This window comes from Variovorax sp. P5_A3 (assembly GCF_056400665.1).
In genome coordinates, this window is sequence record NZ_JBFUKW010000003.1 from 241,238 (window position 1) to 259,723 (window position 18,486).

The 18,486-nt window shown below is 64.6% G+C and carries 16 protein-coding genes; 12 read left to right on the plus strand and 4 right to left on the minus strand.

All coding sequences use genetic code 11. The features are described 5' to 3' along the window. Positions 1 to 26: 26 nt before the first annotated feature. Positions 27 to 932, minus strand: coding sequence for a DNA ligase (locus AC1D3B_RS06525; RefSeq protein ID WP_478189844.1), 906 nt, complete (start codon positions 930 to 932; stop codon positions 27 to 29). A 62-nt stretch (positions 933 to 994) separates the two neighbouring features. Further along, on the minus strand, positions 995 to 1,786 hold the full coding sequence (gene fabI / locus AC1D3B_RS06530; protein WP_478189845.1) for an enoyl-ACP reductase FabI: 792 nt from the start codon (positions 1,784 to 1,786) through the stop codon (positions 995 to 997). A 37-nt stretch (positions 1,787 to 1,823) separates the two neighbouring features. Here fabI and AC1D3B_RS06535 point away from each other — a divergent pair, with 37 nt between their 5' ends. The 12 genes from AC1D3B_RS06535 to AC1D3B_RS06590 all read left to right on the plus strand — a co-directional run bounded on the left by AC1D3B_RS06535 (position 1,824) and on the right by AC1D3B_RS06590 (position 17,245). Further along, complete coding sequence (locus AC1D3B_RS06535) at positions 1,824 to 3,620, plus strand: extracellular solute-binding protein (protein WP_478189846.1); 1,797 nt, start codon at positions 1,824 to 1,826, stop codon at positions 3,618 to 3,620. A gap of 13 nt (positions 3,621 to 3,633) precedes the next feature. Continuing rightward, a complete protein-coding gene (locus tag AC1D3B_RS06540; RefSeq protein ID WP_478189847.1) occupies positions 3,634 to 4,668 on the plus strand; it encodes a microcin C ABC transporter permease YejB in 1,035 nt (344 codons plus the stop codon). Further along, entirely contained in the window at positions 4,661 to 5,713 is a 1,053-nt protein-coding gene (locus tag AC1D3B_RS06545; protein WP_478189848.1) for an ABC transporter permease, read from the plus strand. The genes AC1D3B_RS06540 and AC1D3B_RS06545 overlap by 8 nt, the downstream gene beginning before the upstream one ends. Continuing rightward, a complete protein-coding gene (locus AC1D3B_RS06550) occupies positions 5,710 to 7,326 on the plus strand; it encodes an ABC transporter ATP-binding protein (protein WP_478189849.1) in 1,617 nt (538 codons plus the stop codon). The genes AC1D3B_RS06545 and AC1D3B_RS06550 overlap by 4 nt, the downstream gene beginning before the upstream one ends. Positions 7,327 to 7,617: 291 nt before the next feature. Next, positions 7,618 to 8,229 (plus strand): ribosome maturation factor RimP, encoded by a 612-nt coding sequence (gene rimP, locus AC1D3B_RS06555; RefSeq protein WP_478190010.1) that lies wholly within the window; start codon positions 7,618 to 7,620, stop codon positions 8,227 to 8,229. 17 nt (positions 8,230 to 8,246) lie between these two features. After that, complete coding sequence (gene nusA / locus AC1D3B_RS06560; RefSeq protein ID WP_435517989.1) at positions 8,247 to 9,731, plus strand: transcription termination factor NusA; 1,485 nt, start codon at positions 8,247 to 8,249, stop codon at positions 9,729 to 9,731. Positions 9,732 to 9,755: 24 nt separating this feature from the next. Continuing rightward, complete coding sequence (infB, locus tag AC1D3B_RS06565; RefSeq protein ID WP_478189850.1) at positions 9,756 to 12,668, plus strand: translation initiation factor IF-2; 2,913 nt, start codon at positions 9,756 to 9,758, stop codon at positions 12,666 to 12,668. 21 nt (positions 12,669 to 12,689) lie between these two features. Then, complete coding sequence (gene rbfA / locus AC1D3B_RS06570) at positions 12,690 to 13,061, plus strand: 30S ribosome-binding factor RbfA (protein WP_068685509.1); 372 nt, start codon at positions 12,690 to 12,692, stop codon at positions 13,059 to 13,061. A gap of 2 nt (positions 13,062 to 13,063) precedes the next feature. Next, positions 13,064 to 14,008 carry a tRNA pseudouridine(55) synthase TruB gene (gene truB, locus AC1D3B_RS06575; RefSeq protein WP_478189851.1) on the plus strand — a complete coding sequence of 315 codons (945 nt, stop codon included), beginning with the start codon at positions 13,064 to 13,066 and terminating at the stop codon, positions 14,006 to 14,008. Beyond that, on the plus strand, positions 14,005 to 15,837 hold the full coding sequence (typA, locus tag AC1D3B_RS06580) for a translational GTPase TypA (RefSeq protein ID WP_478189852.1): 1,833 nt from the start codon (positions 14,005 to 14,007) through the stop codon (positions 15,835 to 15,837). Before truB ends, typA begins: the two co-directional genes overlap by 4 nt. Next, positions 15,837 to 16,757 carry a DMT family transporter gene (locus AC1D3B_RS06585; protein WP_478189853.1) on the plus strand — a complete coding sequence of 307 codons (921 nt, stop codon included), beginning with the start codon at positions 15,837 to 15,839 and terminating at the stop codon, positions 16,755 to 16,757. The genes typA and AC1D3B_RS06585 overlap by 1 nt, the downstream gene beginning before the upstream one ends. A gap of 71 nt (positions 16,758 to 16,828) precedes the next feature. Further along, a complete protein-coding gene (locus tag AC1D3B_RS06590) occupies positions 16,829 to 17,245 on the plus strand; it encodes a YXWGXW repeat-containing protein (protein ID WP_478189854.1) in 417 nt (138 codons plus the stop codon). A gap of 80 nt (positions 17,246 to 17,325) precedes the next feature. Here AC1D3B_RS06590 and AC1D3B_RS06595 read toward each other — a convergent pair whose 3' ends face one another. Further along, a complete protein-coding gene (locus AC1D3B_RS06595; protein WP_478189855.1) occupies positions 17,326 to 17,706 on the minus strand; it encodes a COG4315 family predicted lipoprotein in 381 nt (126 codons plus the stop codon). A 44-nt stretch (positions 17,707 to 17,750) separates the two neighbouring features. Then, complete coding sequence (locus tag AC1D3B_RS06600; protein ID WP_478189856.1) at positions 17,751 to 18,485, minus strand: anti-sigma factor family protein; 735 nt, start codon at positions 18,483 to 18,485, stop codon at positions 17,751 to 17,753. Position 18,486: the final 1 nt, after the last annotated feature.

Consider the following 18,486-nt stretch of genomic DNA (forward strand, 5'->3'; position numbering starts at 1 on the left):
CTGCCGAAGTAGATAGAGGCGCGCGATCATTCGAGGTCGTTGCGCACCCGCAGGAAGCGCGCGAATCTCGGCACGCCCGAGGGGTTCAAGCCGTTATAGCGGTAGGTGACCCAGGTGCCGATGGCGGGCGGATCCTCGCGTTCGGCATCGGTGAAGCCGCTGCCGAGCTTGAAACGCTTGCCGTCGGGCATCTCGACCATCAGCGCGCCCAGGCGGCCGGCGTGCTTGCCGCGTCCGCCGATGTGCGCGACCACGCGCGCGTCGGCATCGTCGAAGGGCTTGACTTTGAGCAGGTCGGCACTGCGCTCGGAGCGATAGGCCGACGCGCCGCGATGAAGCATCAGGCCTTCGCCTCCCATGCGCACCGTCTTGTCGAGCAGAGCCTGCAGCTCCGCGTGCGTCGTGGCGCGCTGCTGGGGCACGGCGACCAGCCAGGGAGCGGTCGTGATGGGCAGGAGCTTGCGAAGGGCCGCGAGTCGCGCGGTGAAGTCTCCAGGGGCAGCAGGCAGGTCGAAGATCATGAAGCGGATCTCGCGCCAGGCCGTATCGAGCGGTGTCTGGCTGCGCACGGTCGAAACCGTTTGCGGAAAACGACCGCGGCCCATCCATAGCTCGCCGTCCATGGGGATCGGGGGCAGGGGCGCGGTGAACCAGTTGGGCGCGGCGACGCGCTCGCCGCCGCGCGTCCAGAGTTGCTTGCCGTCCCAGTAGCCGCGGACGCCGTCGTACTTCTCGCTGACCCAGTAGTCGTCGAGAGGCAGGCCTCGGCGATAGACCTCGGCCAGCATGAGCGGTGGCGCCTTCGCGCCGTTCGCCGCCGATGCAACGAGAGGGCGGAGCGAAGCGAAGACTGCGCCGAAAGCGCCCAGCGCGAGCGCGCGGCGAGACAGGAGAACGGGCGCATTGAGGCCCGCACGAACAGAAAAACTCACGATCAACTCCCCGACACTTTTAGGTATGTCGGAATTATGGAGTTTCGAAGGGGGCTGGCTGGTCAGGCAGCGGGCTCCGCGATGCCGCCGACGACATGGCTGAAGCCGCCGTCCACGTAGGTGATCTCCGCGGTCACGCCGCTCGCGAGATCGCTCAGCAGGAAGGCGGCGACGTTGCCCACTTCCTCGATGGTCACGTTGCGGCGGATCGGCGACACCTCGGCCACCACCGACAGGATCTTGCCGAAGCCCTTGATGCCGCTGGCCGCCAGCGTCTTGATCGGCCCGGCGCTGATGCCGTTGACACGCGTGCCCTTGGGGCCGAGCGACTCGGCCAGGTAGCGCACCGACGCCTCGAGCGAAGCCTTGGCGAGCCCCATGGTGTTGTAGTTGGGCAGGACGCGCATGGCGCCGAGGTAGGTCAGCGTCAGCAGCGCCGACTTGTCGTTGAGATAGGGCAACGCGGCCTTGGCCATCGCCGGGAAGCTGTAGGCGCTGATGTCGTGCGCCACCTTGAAGGCATCACGCGACAGGCCATCGAGGAAGTCGCCGGCGATCGCCTCGCGCGGCGCGAAGCCGATGCTGTGCACGAAGCCGTCGAACTTTGGCCAGGTCTGCGACAGGTCGGCGAAGAGCTTGTCGATCTGCGCATCGTCGCCCACGTCGCAATCGAAGATCAGCTTCGAACCGAAGTCGGCCGCGAACTCGGTGATGCGATCCTTGAAGCGCTCGCCCACGTAGCTGAACGCCAGTTCGGCGCCCTGTTCATGGCAGGCCTTGGCGATGCCGTAGGCGATGGAGCGGTTGCTCAACACGCCGGTGATCAGAAGTTTTTTGCCGGAAAGAAAGCCCATGGAACGACCTCGTGAAAATCTTGGGCAGAATTCTCGCATGCGAGGTTGGCTGCTTTTCGTGTTGGCGCTCTCGGCGGCCCCGTCATGGGCTGCCCATGCCTACGCGCAGTTCGGCGACATCAAGTACCCCCCGGATTTCACCCATTTCGCCTATGTGAATCCCCAGGCCCCCAAGGGCGGGGAACTGCGCATGGTGCCGCCCATCACGTCGACGAACTTCGACAAGTTCAACCCCTTCACCCTGAAGGGAACGCCGCCGGCGGGAATGGGCCTGCTGGTGTTCGAGAGCCTTCTGATCGGCAATTCGGAGGAGCCGACCACGGCCTACGGCCTCCTGGCCGAGGATGTGGAGGTCGCGCCGGACCGGCTCTCGGCCACTTTCAGGATCCGCCCCGAGGCTCGCTTCAATGACGGTTCGCCGGTCATGGCGTCCGACGTGGTGTATTCCTTCAAGACGCTGACCGGTCCGCTCGCCGCGCCCCAGTTCCGCACGATCTACGCCGAAGTGAAGGGCGCGACCGCCACCGGTCCGCGCACGGTCCGCTTCGACTTTGCCAGCCCGAACCGCGAGTTGCCCCTCGTGGTGGGCGGCATGGCGGTCTTCAGCCCGAAATGGGGCGGGGGAAAGCCGTTCGACCAGGTGACGAACGAGCTTCCGATCGCGTCCGGTCCCTACAGGATCCCCGACGCACGGCTCGGGCGGGACATCACCTACGTGCGAGACCCGAACTACTGGGGCGCCAATCTGGCGGTGCGCAGGGGGCAGTTCAATTTCGATCGCCTGACCTTCAAGCTCTACCTCGACGAGACAGCGAGATTCGAAGGACTGAAGGCCGGAGAGTTCGACTTCATGCGCGAATTCATCTCGCGCAACTGGGCCCGGCAGTACAAGGGCAAGCAGTTCGACAGCGGCGAACTCAAGGCGCGGGTCTTCGAGAACCGCAACCCGGGCGATTTCCAGGGCTACGTCTTCAATACCCGCAATCCCAAGTTCCAGGACCGGCGCGTGCGGGAGGCCATCGGCTTGACGATGGACTTCGACTGGCTCAACCGCCAACTGTTCTACGGCCTGTACAAGCGCGTCGAAGGGTATTTCCCCAACAGCGAATTCCACGCCGAAGGATTGCCCGGTCCTGACGAGCTGGCGCTGTTGGAGCCGTTGCGCAGCAAGTTGCGCCCCGAGGTCTTCGGTCCCGCGGTCATCTCGCCGACGACAGTGCCGCCTTCCAGCCTGCGCGCGAATCTGCGGAAGGCACGGCAATTGCTGGCCGATGCCGGTTGGACCTACCGCGATGGCGCATTGCGCAATGCCAGCGGCGATGTCTTCGAGATCGAGATGCTCAACAACCAGCCCTCGCTGATCCGCGTCATCACGCCCATGCAGACGGCCCTGCGCAAGCTGGGCATCGAGCTGCGCGTGCGGACGGTGGACAGCTCGCTCTTCCAGCAGCGCATGGACAACTTCGAGTTCGAGATGACCAGTCTGCGGCTGCCGGGTAGCACTGCGCCGGGCGGCGAACTGTTCGAGCTTTTCAGTAGCCAGGCGGCGGCAACGACGGGGTCGTCGAATCTCTGGGGAATTGCCGATCCCGCGGTCGATGCGCTCCTGCAGCAGGTAGTGAAGGCGACGACGCGCCCCGAACTTGCCGCAGCGATGCGTGCGCTCGACCGCGTGCTTTCACACGGCTTCTATTCCGTTCCACAGTGGTACAGCGATTCCTTCCTGGTCGGCTACCGTCCGAGGCCCTTCGTGTTGCCCGAAGTGATCCCGCCGTACTACCAGCCCGATTCCTGGGCGATGTCGACGTGGTGGGCTTCGCCCTCGAACCGTTAGGCTCGGGAGAACAATGGCCAGCTACATCCTCAAGCGCCTGCTGCTGATGATCCCGACGCTGTTCGGCGTGCTGCTGCTCACCTTCGTCGTCATCCAGTTCGTGCCGGGCGGGCCGGTCGAACAGATGGTGTCGCAGCTGCAGGGGCGCGATTCGGGCGGCGAGCGTGCGGTGGCGGCCGGCAGTGGCTACCGGGGACGCCAGGGCCTCGATCCCCAGCGTATCGAGGAGATCAAGAAGCTCTACGGCTTCGACAAGCCGCCGCTGGAGCGATTCGGGCTGATGCTCAAGTCCTATGCGCAGTTCGACCTGGGCAGCAGCTTCTATCAACGCAAGGCGGTGTGGACGCTGGTGAAGGAGAAGTTGCCGGTCTCGATCAGCCTTGGCCTGTGGACCTTCTTCATCAGCTACCTGATCGCCGTGCCGCTGGGCGTCGCCAAGGCGGTGCGGGCCGGCACGCGCTTCGATTTCGTGACCACGCTGATCGTGCTGATCGGCTATGCGATCCCCGGCTTCGTGCTGGGCGTGGCGCTGCTGGTGATTTTCGGGGGGCAGTTGCAGTGGTTCCCGTTGCGCGGATTGACCTCCTCGAACTGGGAGAGCCTGAGTTGGGGCGCCAAGGTGACCGACTACCTGTGGCACATCACGCTGCCCATCATCGCGATGGTCCTGGGCAGCTTTGCCGTCACGGCGATGCTGACCAAGAACTCCTTTCTCGAGGAAATCCGCAAGCAGTACGTGCTGACCGCCCGTGCCAAGGGCCTTTCGGAACGCCAGGTGCTCTGGAAGCACGTGTTCCGCAATGCGCTGATCCCGATCGTCACCGGCTTTCCGGCGGCGTTCATCGGCGCCTTCTTCGCCGGCTCGCTGCTGATCGAGACGCTGTTCTCGCTCGACGGCCTGGGCTTGCTGAGCTACGAGAGCGTGATCCGGCGGGACTATCCGGTGGTTCTCGGGACGCTGTACTTCTTCACGCTGATCGGGCTGGTCACCAAGCTCATGTCCGACCTCTGCTACGTCTGGGTCGATCCGAGGGTGAAGTTTGACTAGCGCGCCGCCGTCACGGCCGCTTTCGCCGAGCCCGGGGCGCCGGGCCTGGCAGCGCTTCAAGCGAAACCGGCTCGGCTTCTGGAGCTTCGTCGTCTTCACCGTGCTGGTCGTGCTGAGCCTGTTCGCCGAAGTGCTGTCGACCGACAAGCCGCTTGTCGTGCGCTATGACAGTCAGACCTACTTCCCGGTGGTGCGCGATTACTCCGAGAAGACCTTTGGCGGCGATTTCGAGACGCCGGCCGACTATCTCGATCCGTTCATCCGGGAGCGTATTACCACGGGCGGCAACTGGGCGATCTACGCGCCGAATCCGTATGGGCCAAGGACGCTCAACTACTTCGCGAAGCTGCCGAATCCTTCCGCGCCTTCGTCGGAGAACATCTTCGGCACCGACGACCGCGGGCGCGACCTGTTGGCGCAACTGATCTACGGATTCCGGGTGAGCGTGCTGTTCGCGCTGGCGCTGACTGTCATCGGCGTGATCCTGGGCATCGCTGCCGGCGCCGTGCAGGGCTTTTTCGGCGGGAAGACAGACCTCGCGTTCCAGCGATTCATCGAGATCTGGGGCTCCATGCCGGAGCTGTACCTGCTGATCATCTTCAGCGCGATCTTCGCGCCCAGCGTGGCCTTGCTGCTGATCCTGCTGAGCCTGTTCGGCTGGATGGGGCTGTCCGACTACGTGCGCGCCGAGTTCCTGCGCAATCGGCAGATGGACTACGTGCGCGCGGCGCGTGCGCTGGGCGTCGGCAACCTGCAGATCATGTGGAAGCACATCCTGCCGAACAGCATGACGCCGGTCGTGACCTTCCTGCCGTTTCGCATGAGCGCGGCGATCCTGGCGCTGACCTCGCTCGACTTCCTCGGGCTCGGCGTGCCGCCGGGAACGCCGTCGCTGGGCGAACTCCTGAGCCAGGGTAAGGCCAACATCGATGCGTGGTGGATTTCGCTGTCCACCTTCGGCGTGCTCGTGGTCACGCTGATGCTGCTGACTTTCATGGGCGATGCGCTCCGCGATGCGCTCGATCCGCGAAAGGCGGACCAATGAGCGCGCCGTTGTTGAAGGTCGAAGGCCTGAAGGTTGCTTTCGGCGACAAGGAAGTGGTGCATGACATCCGCTTCGACATCGCGCAGGGCGAGAAACTGGCGCTGGTCGGCGAATCGGGCTCGGGCAAGACCGTCACGGCGTTGAGCCTGCTCCGGCTGGTGCAGAACGCCAAAATCTCGGGCGCCGCGAGCTTTGCCGGCGAGGAGGGCGGGGATGCGCGCGACCTGCTATCCCTTCCCGAGTCGCGACTGCGCGGCATCCGCGGCAAGGAGATCGCGATGATCTTCCAGGAGCCGATGACCGCCCTCAACGCGCTCTACCCGGTGGGCGACCAGATTGCCGAAGTGCTCGAACTGCATCAGGCCATGCCGGCGCGCGCAGCGCACGAAGCAGCGGTGCAATTGCTGGCGGATACGGGCATTCCGGAGCCGGCACGGCGGGCGAGGGCGTTCCCGCACCAGTTGTCGGGTGGCCAGCGGCAGCGCGCCATGATCGCAATGGCACTGGCCTGCAAGCCGCGGCTCCTGCTGGCGGACGAGCCGACTACGGCGCTCGACGTCACCGTCCGGGCGCAGATTCTCGATCTGCTGGCCGACCTGCAACGCAAGCATGGCATGGCGGTGCTGCTCATCACGCATGACCTGAACCTCGTGCGTCGCTTCGCCGATCGCGTTGCAGTGATGGAGAACGGCTACATCGTCGAGCACGGCGCGGTTTCGACCGTGTTCGACGCGCCGCAACACCCGTACACACGCAAGCTGATCGACAGCCGGCCGACGCGGGACGTGGCGCCTGTGGCGATCGACACGAACGCGCCGCCCATACTCGCCGCCACTGCGCTGAGGGTGAGCTATCCGGTGCCCCGCCCTGGCGTCGCCGGGTGGTTCCGCAGGGGCGAGTTCGTGGCGGTGCAGGGCGCCGATTTCCGCGTCGGTCCCGGCGAGACGCTGGGTGTGGTGGGTGAATCCGGATCGGGCAAGTCGACGCTGGCGCTCGCGGCGCTCGGACTGCTGAAGCACGAGGGCCAACTCGACGTCGGCGGACAGAAGTGGGCGACGGGCGGTGCCAGCGATCGGGCGCTGCGGCGTGTGATGCAGGTGGTCTTCCAGGATCCGTTTTCGTCGCTCTCGCCTCGCATGACGGTCGAGCAGATCGTCGGCGAGGGCCTGACGGTCCATGCGCCCGAACTCGACGAGGCATCCCGTCGCACACGTGCGCTCGCGGCGCTGGCCGACGTGGGCTTGACGGAGGCGCAGTTTCCCGCGTTGCTCGACCGCTATCCGCACGAGTTTTCGGGTGGGCAACGGCAGCGGCTGGCGATTGCCCGGGCGTTGATCGTCGACCCCAGGCTGCTCGTGCTCGACGAGCCCACGAGCGCGCTCGACGTCACGATCCAGAAGCAGGTGCTGGGCTTGCTGCAGCGCCTACAGCGCGAGCGCGGCCTGAGCTACCTGCTGATCACGCACGACGTCGAGGTGATTCGCGCGATGGCGCACCAGGTCATCGTGATGAAGGACGGCGCGATCCTCGAATCGGGCCCTGTCGACCGGGTGCTCGACGCGCCCGAGCATCCCTACACGCAGAAACTGGTCGCGGCGGCGCTGACAGATTAGAAGAACTCGGAGAGCGCAAAATGTCGCAGATCGGTTATGACAGGCGCGGTGCTTGGCGCGCGGGGCCCTGGCCTGCATGGCGGTGCTCTTTATCTCTGTCTGGCATCGCGCTCAAGTGACCAAAGGTATCCAAGCCGCGTAGAAACCCCTGTTTCGTAACGCATTTGGCATATAATTCAAGGCTCACGACCAAACGGGCGGGTACCAACCGCCCGTTTTTTATTGGTCGAAGCATTCTTGATGTCGCAGGCGGGCGGCGGCATCGGGCACACCAAAGGCAAAAACAGACACGTGGCATTGCAGCAGACAGTGGAACAAACCGTGGCCGGGCTCGGCTACGACCTGGTCGAGATCGAACGCTCGGCCGGGGGATTGCTGCGCGTCACGATTGATTTGCCCTGGAGTGGCCCCAATTCAGAAGGTGCGGTTGCGGGTGCGCCGGAGCCTTTCGTCACTGTCGAGGATTGCGAAAAGGTCACCCGTCAATTGCAGTTCGCGCTGGAAGTGGATGGCGCGGACTACAAGCGCCTCGAAGTGTCGTCGCCGGGTATTGACCGGCCGTTGCGCAATGAGCAGGATTTCGAACGTTTTGCCGGTGAGGTGATTGACATCACGCTCAAGGCGCCGATGGGTGCTGCGGCGGGCGGTCAGGTGGCGGCCAACCGCAAGAAATTTCGCGGCACGCTGGAACGTGTCGCAGCGGGCGATGGATCGCCAGGCTGGCAGATCGTCTGGAGCGACGAGCCGGCGCCGAAGCCCGGCCAGAAGATCAGCAAGAAGCGCGCGCCTGCACCCCTGCAGGCGTTGGGTTTTGCTTTGGACGAGCTCCGCGAAGCGCGGCTCGCCCCGATAGTGGATTTCAAAGGGCGCAGGCCCAAACCTGGCACGGTGGTGTCGGACTGAACGAGGAGAGTGGTGGCATGAATCGCGAAATGTTGATGTTGGTGGATGCGATCTCGCGCGAGAAGAACGTCGAACGTGACGTCGTCTTCGGCGCCGTCGAGTCCGCCTTGGCGCAAGCCACCAAGAAGCTCTACCAGGGCGACGTGGACATCCGCGTCGCCGTCGACCGCGACAGCGGCGACTATGAGACCTTCCGCCGCTGGCACGTGGTGCCCGACGAGGCCGGCCTCCAGTTGCCCGACCAGGAAATCCTCCTGTTCGAAGCCAAGGAGGAGATGCCCGACATCGAGCTGGACGAGTACATCGAGGAAGCCGTCGAATCGGTGCCGATCGGTCGCATCGGCGCGATGGCCGCCAAGCAGGTGATCCTGCAGAAGATCCGCGACGCGGAGCGCGAGATGCTGCTCAACGACTTCATGTCGCGCGGCGAGAAGATCTTCACCGGCACCGTCAAGCGACTGGACAAGGGCGACATCATCGTCGAGGCCGGCCGCGTCGAAGGGCGCCTGCGTCGCAGCGAGATGATCGCCAAGGAAAACCTGCGCAATGGCGACCGCGTGCGCGCCATGATCATGGAAGTCGACCTGACGCTGCGCGGCGCGCCGATCATCCTGTCGCGCGCGGCCCCCGAATTCATGATCGAGTTGTTCCGCCAGGAAGTGCCCGAGATCGAGCAAGGCCTGCTCGAGATCAAGAGCTGCGCCCGTGACCCCGGCTCGCGCGCCAAGATCGCCGTGCTCTCTCACGACAAGCGTGTCGACCCGATCGGCACCTGCGTCGGCGTGCGCGGTACGCGCGTCAATGCCGTCACCAACGAACTCGCAGGCGAGCGCGTGGACATCGTTCTCTGGAGCGAAGACCCGGCGCAATTCGTGATCGGTGCACTGGCGCCGGCCAATGTCTCGTCGATCGTGGTCGACGAGGAAAAGCATGCCATGGACGTGGTGGTCGACGAGGAAAACCTCGCGATCGCGATCGGTCGCGGCGGCCAGAACGTGAGGCTCGCCTCCGACCTGACCGGCTGGAAGATCAACATCATGGACGCCAACGAATCTGCGCAGAAGCAGGCGACCGAGACGGACGCGAGCCGCAAGCTGTTCATGGAAAAGCTCGACGTCGACGAGGAAATCGCCGACATCCTGATCTCCGAGGGCTTCACGAGCCTGGAAGAAGTGGCCTACGTGCCGATTTCCGAACTGCTTGAGATCGAGAGCTTCGACGAAGACACGATCAACGAACTGCGTTCGCGCGCCAAGGATGCGCTGCTCACCATGGAAATCGCCCGTGAAGAAAACGTCGAGAGCGTCTCGCAGGATCTGCGCGACCTCGACGGGCTCGACCCGGCCCTGATTCCGAAATTGGCCGAGGCGGGTGTCCACACCCGTGACGACCTGGCCGACCTTGCGGTCGATGAACTCACCGAGATCACCGGCCAGAGCGCCGATGACGCCAAGAACCTCATCTTGAAAGCCCGCGAACATTGGTTCGCCGGCCAAGAGTGACGGTCATGGAGGCACGAAACCAATATGTCCAGTACCACTGTCGCCGAGTTCGCGAACGAGCTCAAGAAGACTCCCGAAATCCTGCTTGACCAGCTCAAGAGCGCGGGCGTGCCCAAGGCCGCCGTCACCGATGCGCTCACCGAGGCTGACAAGCAGCGTCTGCTTGGCTTCCTGAAGGCCAGCCACGGCACGATCGACCCCGAGCGCAAGAAGATCACGCTGACGAAGAAGTCGACCAGCGAGATCAAGCAGGCCGACGCCACCGGCCGCGCTCGCACAATCCAGGTCGAAGTGCGCAAGAAGCGCACCTTCATCCAGCGCGACGAAGGTCATCCGGCCGCCGCCGAGCCGGCACCGCAGGAAGCGCCCGCTGCGGCTGCTCCGGCCGCGCCGCAGATCGACGAAGCTGAACTGACTCGCCGCGAGGAAGAAGCACGTCGACAGGCCGAATTGATCCGTCGCCAGGAAGAAGAACTGGTCGAGAAGCGCCGCATTCGCGAAGAAGCCGAGGCGCGTGAGCGCGAGAAGGCAGAACGGGCGGAGCAGGCCGAGCAAGAAGCCAAGGCCGCCAAGAAGAAGGCCGCAGAAGCTGCCGCCGCTGCAACCGTGACCGAAGGCGCGCCCGATGTGCCCGAGGAAGCGCCTGCCGTGACCGATCGCAAGGCGGCCGCGGAAGCCGCTGCCGCGCAGGCGAAGGACGATGCCAAGGCCAAGGCCGCCGCCGAGTCCAAGGCACGTGCCGATGAGGAAGCCGTCCGCGCCAGGGATCTGGACGAGCGCCGCCGCAAGGCGCTGGCCGAAGCCGAAGCCATCCGCGCGATGATGAATGCACCGGCACGCGTCCTGGTGCCGCACAAGGCGCCCGAGAAGCCCGCGCCGGAAGCCAAGGCCGGGGTAAAGGGCACGTTGCACAAGCCGACGGCCCCGGCCGCCCGTCCGGGCGCGCCTGCTGCTCCCGGAACTGCTGCCGCAGCGGCTCCCGGTGCAGGCAAGGAAGTCAAGTCGGCCAAGCTCTCGTCGAGTTGGGCCGGCGACACTGCCAAGAAGAAGGAAATCAAGACCCGCGGCGACGCCAGCGGCGGCGTCGGTCGCGGCAACTGGCGCGGTGGCCCGCGAGGCCGTCGCGGCAATGACCGCAATGGCCAGGAAGAGCGCGTGCAGGCCGCGCCGGTCGAGGCGCGCGTGCTCGAAGTGCATGTGCCCGAAACCATCACAGTCTCGGAACTCGCTCACAAAATGGCCGTCAAGGCGTCCGAAGTCATCAAGCAATTGATGAAGCTCGGCCAGATGGCGACCATCAACCAGTCGCTGGACCAGGACACCGCGATGATCATCGTGGAAGAAATGGGCCACAACGCGGTGGTGGCAGCGCTGGACGATCCGGAAGCCTTCACCGACGAGGACGTGTCGGCGCAACAGGCGGAAGCCCTGCCGCGTGCTCCGGTCGTGACCGTCATGGGTCACGTCGACCACGGCAAGACCTCGCTGCTGGACTACATCCGCCGTGCCAAGGTGGCCGCGGGCGAAGCCGGCGGCATCACGCAGCACATCGGTGCCTATCACGTGCAGACCGCTCGCGGCATGGTGTCCTTCCTCGACACCCCGGGCCACGAGGCGTTCACCGCCATGCGTGCGCGTGGTGCGCAGGCCACCGACATCGTGATCCTGGTGGTTGCCGCGGATGACGGCGTCATGCCACAGACCAAGGAAGCCATCAAGCACGCAAAGGCCGCGGGTGTGCCGATCGTGGTCGCGATCAACAAGATCGACAAGCCCGATGCCAACCTCGACCGCGTCAAGCAGGAACTGGTTGCCGAAGAAGTCGTGCCCGAAGAGTACGGCGGCGATACGCCGTTCGTGCCCGTGTCCGCCAAGACCGGGCAGGGCGTTGACGACCTGCTTGAGCAAGTGCTGCTGCAGGCCGAAGTCCTGGAACTCAAGGCGCCGGTCGATGCTGCCGCCAAGGGCCTGGTGATCGAAGCCCAACTCGACAAGGGCCGCGGTCCGGTCGCGACCGTGCTGGTGCAATCCGGCACGCTCAAGACGGGCGACGTGGTGCTGGCCGGCTCGACCTTTGGCCGTGTGCGCGCCATGATTGACGAAGACGGCAAGGCAATCAAGTCCGCGGGTCCGTCGATCCCGGTCGAGATTCAGGGCCTGACCGAAGTGCCGCAAGCTGGCGACGAGTTCATGGTGATGAGCGATGAGCGCCGTGCGCGCGAGATCGCCACTTACCGTGCAGGCAAGTTCCGGAACACCAAGCTGGCGAAGGCCCAGGCTGCAAATCTGCAGAACATGTTCAGCGACCTGTCGGCAGGCGAGGTGCAGACGCTGCGAATCATCATCAAGGCTGACGTGCAAGGCTCGCAGGAGGCACTGGCTCAGTCCCTGCTCAAGCTGGCGACCGAGGAAGTCAAGGTGCAGATGGTGTACGCCGGCGTCGGCGGCATCAGCGAGAGCGACATCAACCTCGCGATCGCGTCGAAGGCCATCGTGATCGGCTTCAACGTGCGCGCCGATGCTGGTGCGCGCAAGCTGGCCGAGAGCAACGGCATCCAACTCCACTACTACAGCATCATCTACGACGCGGTGGACGACATCAAGGTCGCCATGTCCGGCATGCTGGCACCCGAACGGCGCGAAGAGGTCATCGGCTCGGCCGAAATCCGCACCGTGTTCGTGGCGTCCAAGATCGGTACGGTCGCAGGTTGTATGGTCACCGCCGGCTCGGTCAACCGCAGCGCGCATTTCCGCCTGCTGCGCGACAACGTGGTGATCTACACCGGCGAAATCGACTCGATCAAGCGCCTCAAGGACGACGTGCGCGAAGTGCGCGAAGGCTTCGAGTGCGGTATCAAGCTCAAGAACTACAACGACATCAAGGAAGGTGATCAGCTGGAGTTCTTCGAGATCAAGGAAATCGCCCGGACGCTGTAAGCGCCTCGTACGACGCTGGCCATGCCCAAGAGAAAAGCCGCAACCCCCAACCGCGCCTTCAAGGTGGCCGATCAGATCCAGCGCGATCTGACGGAACTGATCGCGCGCGAGTTAAAGGATCCGCGGGTGGGCATGGTCACGATCCAGGCGGTCGAGGTCACGCCCGACTACGCGCACGCGAAGGTCTTCTTCAGCCTGCTCGTGGGCGATCCGGTCGAGACCACCGAAGCGCTGAACCAGGCCGCGGGCTTCCTGCGCAACGGCCTCTTCAAGCGCTTGCACATCCATACGGTCCCGACGCTGCATTTCCAGTTCGATCGCACGACCGAACGCGCGGCTGACATGAATGCGCTGATCGCGCAGGCCGTTGCTTCACGTTCCAAAGACGACTGAAGATGAACGCGCCACGCACACGGGTGCAGCGGCGCCCTGTGCATGGGGTGTTGCTGCTCGACAAGCCGCTGGGTCTTTCCAGCAACCAGGCCTTGCAGAAGGCCAAATGGTTGCTGCGGGCGGAGAAGGCAGGGCACACAGGCACGCTCGATCCGCTCGCGAGCGGGGTGTTGCCGCTGTGCTTCGGCGCGGCGACCAAATTCAGCCAGCTCCATCTCGATGCCGACAAGACCTACGAGGCCACGGCGCGTCTCGGCGTGAAGACATCCACCGGCGACGCCGAAGGCGACGTCATCGCCGTGCGTCCCGTTGCAGCAACTGCTGCCGACCTGAAGCGCGTCGAAGCGCAGTTCACCGGCCCGATACGCCAGGTGCCACCGATGCACAGCGCTTTGAAGAAAGACGGAAAGGCGCTGTACGAATACGCGCGCGAAGGCGTCGAAGTGGAGCGGGCACCTCGCGACGTGATGATCTACAGGTTGACGATCGACGCATCGTCCGACAACCAGATCCGCATCCGCGCGACCGTGAGCAAGGGCACCTACATCCGCACGCTGGGCGAAGACATTGGCGAAGCCTTGGGCTGCGGCGCCCACCTCACGGCGTTGCGCCGGACGGCGACCGGCGGCTTCGACGTATCGCAATGCGTGACGCTGGAGGCGCTCGAAGCCATGACCGAGGAAGAGCGCCTCGCGCAATTGCTCCCCACCGAAGCGCTGGTCGCCGATCACACGCCCGTCACGCTCGACGCCGAAGATGCCGGGCGATTCCTGTCCGGCCTGCGCCGACGCGGCACGTGGCTGGACGCGCCCGCCGTGGCCGTCTTCGCCCGCGAACCCCAGGCATTCCTCGGCTCGGCCCATGTGAAGGCCGGCGAACTGATTCCGGGGCGCTTGCTGAGCCCCATCGAAATCCAGCAAACACTATTGACCGAAGCGACACCATGAGCACCAAACAGATTCGCAACATCGCCATCATTGCCCACGTGGACCATGGCAAGACCACGATGGTCGACCAATTGCTGCGCCAGTCCGGCACCTTTGCCGAGCACGAGAAAGTGGTCGATACCGTGATGGACAACAACGCGATCGAAAAAGAGCGCGGCATCACGATCCTGGCCAAGAACTGCGCCGTGACCTGGGAAGGCACGCACATCAACATCGTGGACACCCCCGGCCACGCGGACTTCGGTGGTGAAGTCGAGCGTGCGCTCAGCATGGTCGACGGTGTCGTGCTGCTGATCGACGCGCAGGAAGGTCCGATGCCCCAGACCCGCTTCGTGACAAAGAAGGCGCTGGCCCTTGGCCTGAAGCCGATCCTGGTCGTCAACAAGGTCGACAAGCCCGGCGCCCGCCCCGACTACGTGGTCAATGCCGCCTTCGACCTGTTCGACAAGCTCGGCGCCACGGACGAACAACTTGATTTCCCGGTTGTGTACGCATCGGGCATCAACGGCTGGTCCTCGCTGGAGGAGGGCGAGCATGGCGAACAGTGGGGTCCCGACATGTCGGCCCTGTTCAACACCATTCTGAAGCACGTGCCTGCCCATGCCGGTGACCCCGAGGCGCCGCTGCAACTGCAGATCTCCGCGCTCGACTTCTCGACCTTCGTGGGTCGGATCGGCGTTGGCCGAATCCACTCCGGGACCATCAAGCCCCAGATGGACGTGCTGGTGATGGAAGGTCCGGACGGCAATACTTTCAAGGGCCGCGTCAACCAGGTGTTGACCTTCCAGGGCCTCGAGCGCGTTCAGACCGATGAAGCCGGTCCGGGCGAGATAGTGCTGATCAACGGCATTTCCGACATCGGCATCGGCGTGACCGTCACCGATCCGGTGAAACCCACTTCGCTGCCCATGCTCAAGGTCGACGAGCCGACCCTGACCATGAACTTCTGCGTCAACACCAGCCCCCTGGCCGGCCGCGAGGGCAAGTTCGTCACCAGCCGCCAGATCTGGGACCGCCTGCAGAAAGAGCTGCAACACAACGTGGCCTTGCGCGTCAAGGAAACGGACGAAGAAGGCATCTTCGAAGTCATGGGTCGCGGCGAACTGCACCTGACCATCCTGCTGGAGAACATGCGCCGTGAGGGCTACGAGATGGCCGTGTCGAAGCCGCGCGTGGTGTTCCGCGACATTGACGGCGTGAAGCACGAGCCGATCGAACTGGTGACGGCCGACATCGAGGACGCGCACCAGGGTGGCGTGATGCAAGCCCTGGGCGAGCGCAAGGGCGAACTGGTCAACATGGAACCGGACGGTCGTGGCCGTGTGCGCCTCGAGTACCGCATTCCGGCGCGGGGCCTGATCGGCTTTACCAACGAATTCCTGAACCTGACGCGCGGCTCGGGCCTGATCTCCAACATCTTCGACGGCTATGAGCCGCACAAGGGCGAGATCGGTAGCCGCAAGAACGGCGTTCTGATTTCGATGGACGACGGCGAGATCTTCACCTACGCGCTGGGCAAGCTGGACGATCGCGGCCGCATGTTCGTGCGCGCGAATGATCCGGTGTACGAAGGCATGATCGTCGGCATCCACAGTCGCGATAACGACCTGGTCGTGAATGCCACGCGCACCAAGCAGCTGACCAACTTCCGCGTGTCCGGCAAGGAGGACGCGATCAAGATCACGCCGCCGATCGAACTCACGCTGGAATACGGCGTTGAATTCATCGAGGACGACGAGTTGGTCGAGATCACGCCCAAGAGCGTGCGCCTGCGCAAGCGTTTCCTGAAGGAACACGAGCGAAAGCGCGCCTCGCGCGAGACTGCCTGATGCAGCAGGTGGGTGGCCGCGGGCTCACTCACGGCCGCGCGGTCTGGCTGATGGTCGTCGTGACCCTCATGTGGGCCACGGCGGGTGTCGTCACGCGTCACCTGGAGCACGCTCGCAGCTTCGAGGTGACCTTCTGGCGCAGCTTCTTCACGCTGGCGTCGCTACTGGTGATCCTGCCGCTGTGGCAGGGCCGCGCAATCTTCTCGAAGATCCGCCAGGGCGGTAGCGAGCTGTGGGTCTCCGGCGTCTGCTGGAGCGTGATGTTCACCGCCTTCATGGTGGCGCTCACATTGACCAGCGTGGCGAATGTGCTGGTGACCATGGCTGCCGGCCCGTTGCTGACGGCGCTGGCGGCACGGATCTTCATCGGCCACAAGTTGCCGTCGCGGACCTGGATCGCCATCGTGGCGGCGGGCGCCGGCATCGGATGGATGTACGGCGCACAGCTTGGCGAAGGTCTCTTGTTGGGCACGTTGGTCGCGCTGTGCGTGCCGCTCGCAGGCGCCTGCAACTGGACGGTGGTCCAGCACGCACATGCCAAGGGGCACGACGTCGACCTCGTACCCGCGGTCCTGATCGGCGCCGCCATCTCCACGCTCGTCACGCTGCCGCTGGCCTGGCCCTTCCAGGCGAACGCTCACGACCTCGGCCTGCTGGCTTTCCTCGGCCTCTTCCAGCTTGCGATTCCCTGTGTGTTGTCGGTGATGTGCGCTCGTGTGCTGAAGGCGCCCGAGGTGTCGCTCCTCGCACTGCTGGAAGTTATCTTTGGCATTGCGTTGGCCTGGATCGGCGCTGGCGAAGAGCCCGAGCCGAGCGTGCTGACCGGTGGCGCAGTCGTCATCGGAGCCCTGGTGTTCAACGAGCTGCTCGGGCTTCGCGAGAGGCGGGCTCCGGCGGGTGCCCTGACCAGTCCCCACTGAGAGTGGATAGGGCATTCACTGATGCCCTGACAGCCCGCTCGACGTTGATTGATTATTTTGAGGAGGAATTGATGCGACTTTCCGTTGTCCTGGCTGCCTGTGTATTGGTTGCCGCGCCCCTTTGCTCGACAGCCCAGGTGTCGATCAATATCAACGTACCCGGCGTCGTGATGGCGGCGCCACCGCCACCGCGCTACGAGCCCATGCCGCCGCAACGCCAGGGCTATGTCTGGGTGCCCGGAAATTGGCAATGGCAGCACAACGCCTATGACTGGCGCCAAGGCTATTGGGAGCCCGCACGCCCCGACTACGCCTATGCGCCAGGTCGCTGGGTGCGTGCCGAAGGTGGCTGGCGCTGGGTCGAACCGAACTGGAAGCCCTACAAGCAGAAGAAGGACAAGCACTACGATCATCACGATCGGGATGATGACCATGACCACGGCGGTTATCACTGCCCTCCGGGCCAAGCGAAGAAGGGCCGCTGCTGAGCAGCCGCGAGCCCCAGCAAAAAGGCCGGCATCAAGCCGGCCTTTTTTCATTCAACTCGCCATCCGGCGAGATTCGTGGCTCAGGGGCGCGCCACCTTCCACGCGCCATTGAAGCCATCGCCGGTCTTGTCGCCGGCCTTCGTGTCCTTCGACCAGTAGTAGAGCGGCCAGCCCTTGTAGGCCCATTGCTTCTTGCCATCGTCGCGCACGATGATGGTGTAGGAGCCCATGGCCTTGGCCGTATCCGCTACGGGAAGCGGCGGCCAGTTGGTGGCGCAAGGTCCGTTGCACGCGGACTTGCCGCTGCCGGCTGAATCGCGGTCGAAGGTGTAGAGCGTCATGCCGGTCGGGCCGATCAGGACGCCGTCGGACGTGCGCGTCGGCGTGTCCGGCGCTGTTGACATGCTTCCGCATCCTGCGAGCAGGGCGGCGGCAAGGATCGAGGCGCTGAGCAATTTCATTGAGGTTTTCTCCTTCGGTTAAAAAACGATTCTGACGGAACAGTCTATCCGCCGGTCTTTTCAAGCTGGCGGTACACCGCCGTCGCGAGATCGAGCAAAGCGTCGCGCGGGAGCGCGCCCGTCAGCGCATAGCCGAAGCCCCGGTCCACCCAATAGAAGCTCGGCACTGGGCCGTCCGCTGCAAAACGGAATGCAGTCTCTCCCGAGCGCGAAGCATCCGCACCCGGACCGAGGCTGCCAATGTAGAGTGTGATGCGCTCGCCCCCAGCCCGTTCGAACATGAACTGTGCGCGGGCACCGTCGCTGCCGGGTAGCAGGCGACCGCCGACCAATGCGTAGCCCTCCGCCGACAGATCCGGCACCTGGAGCGGTTTGTCGAGCCGTTTCGAGAGCCACTGGGCCAGATGCTGTTGTTCGGCCGCGGCCACTTCGACCGGATGGCGCTTCTCGGGCGCATAGACCGCATGGGCCACCGAGGCGGCATGCACGAATTCGCGCGTGGCCGGCGCGCGAGCCAGCGCTGCGCCTGGCCGTGATACAGCCCATTGGGTGTTCGCGAGCCACCCCGCAGCAAAGGCGATCAAGACACCCGCTGCCATGCCGCCCCAGCGCATCCAGCCGGTTCGCCGGGCATGCTGTTCGTCGGCCAGGCCGGCCGCGGCCACCAGCGAGGGTGGAACGGGTTCGTCGAGCACCTCGCGATGCAGTTGCCGCAAGGCGTTGCACTGGGCCTCCCAGGCGACCGGGTCGTCATCGGGGGAAGGTGGGGGCGTATTCATG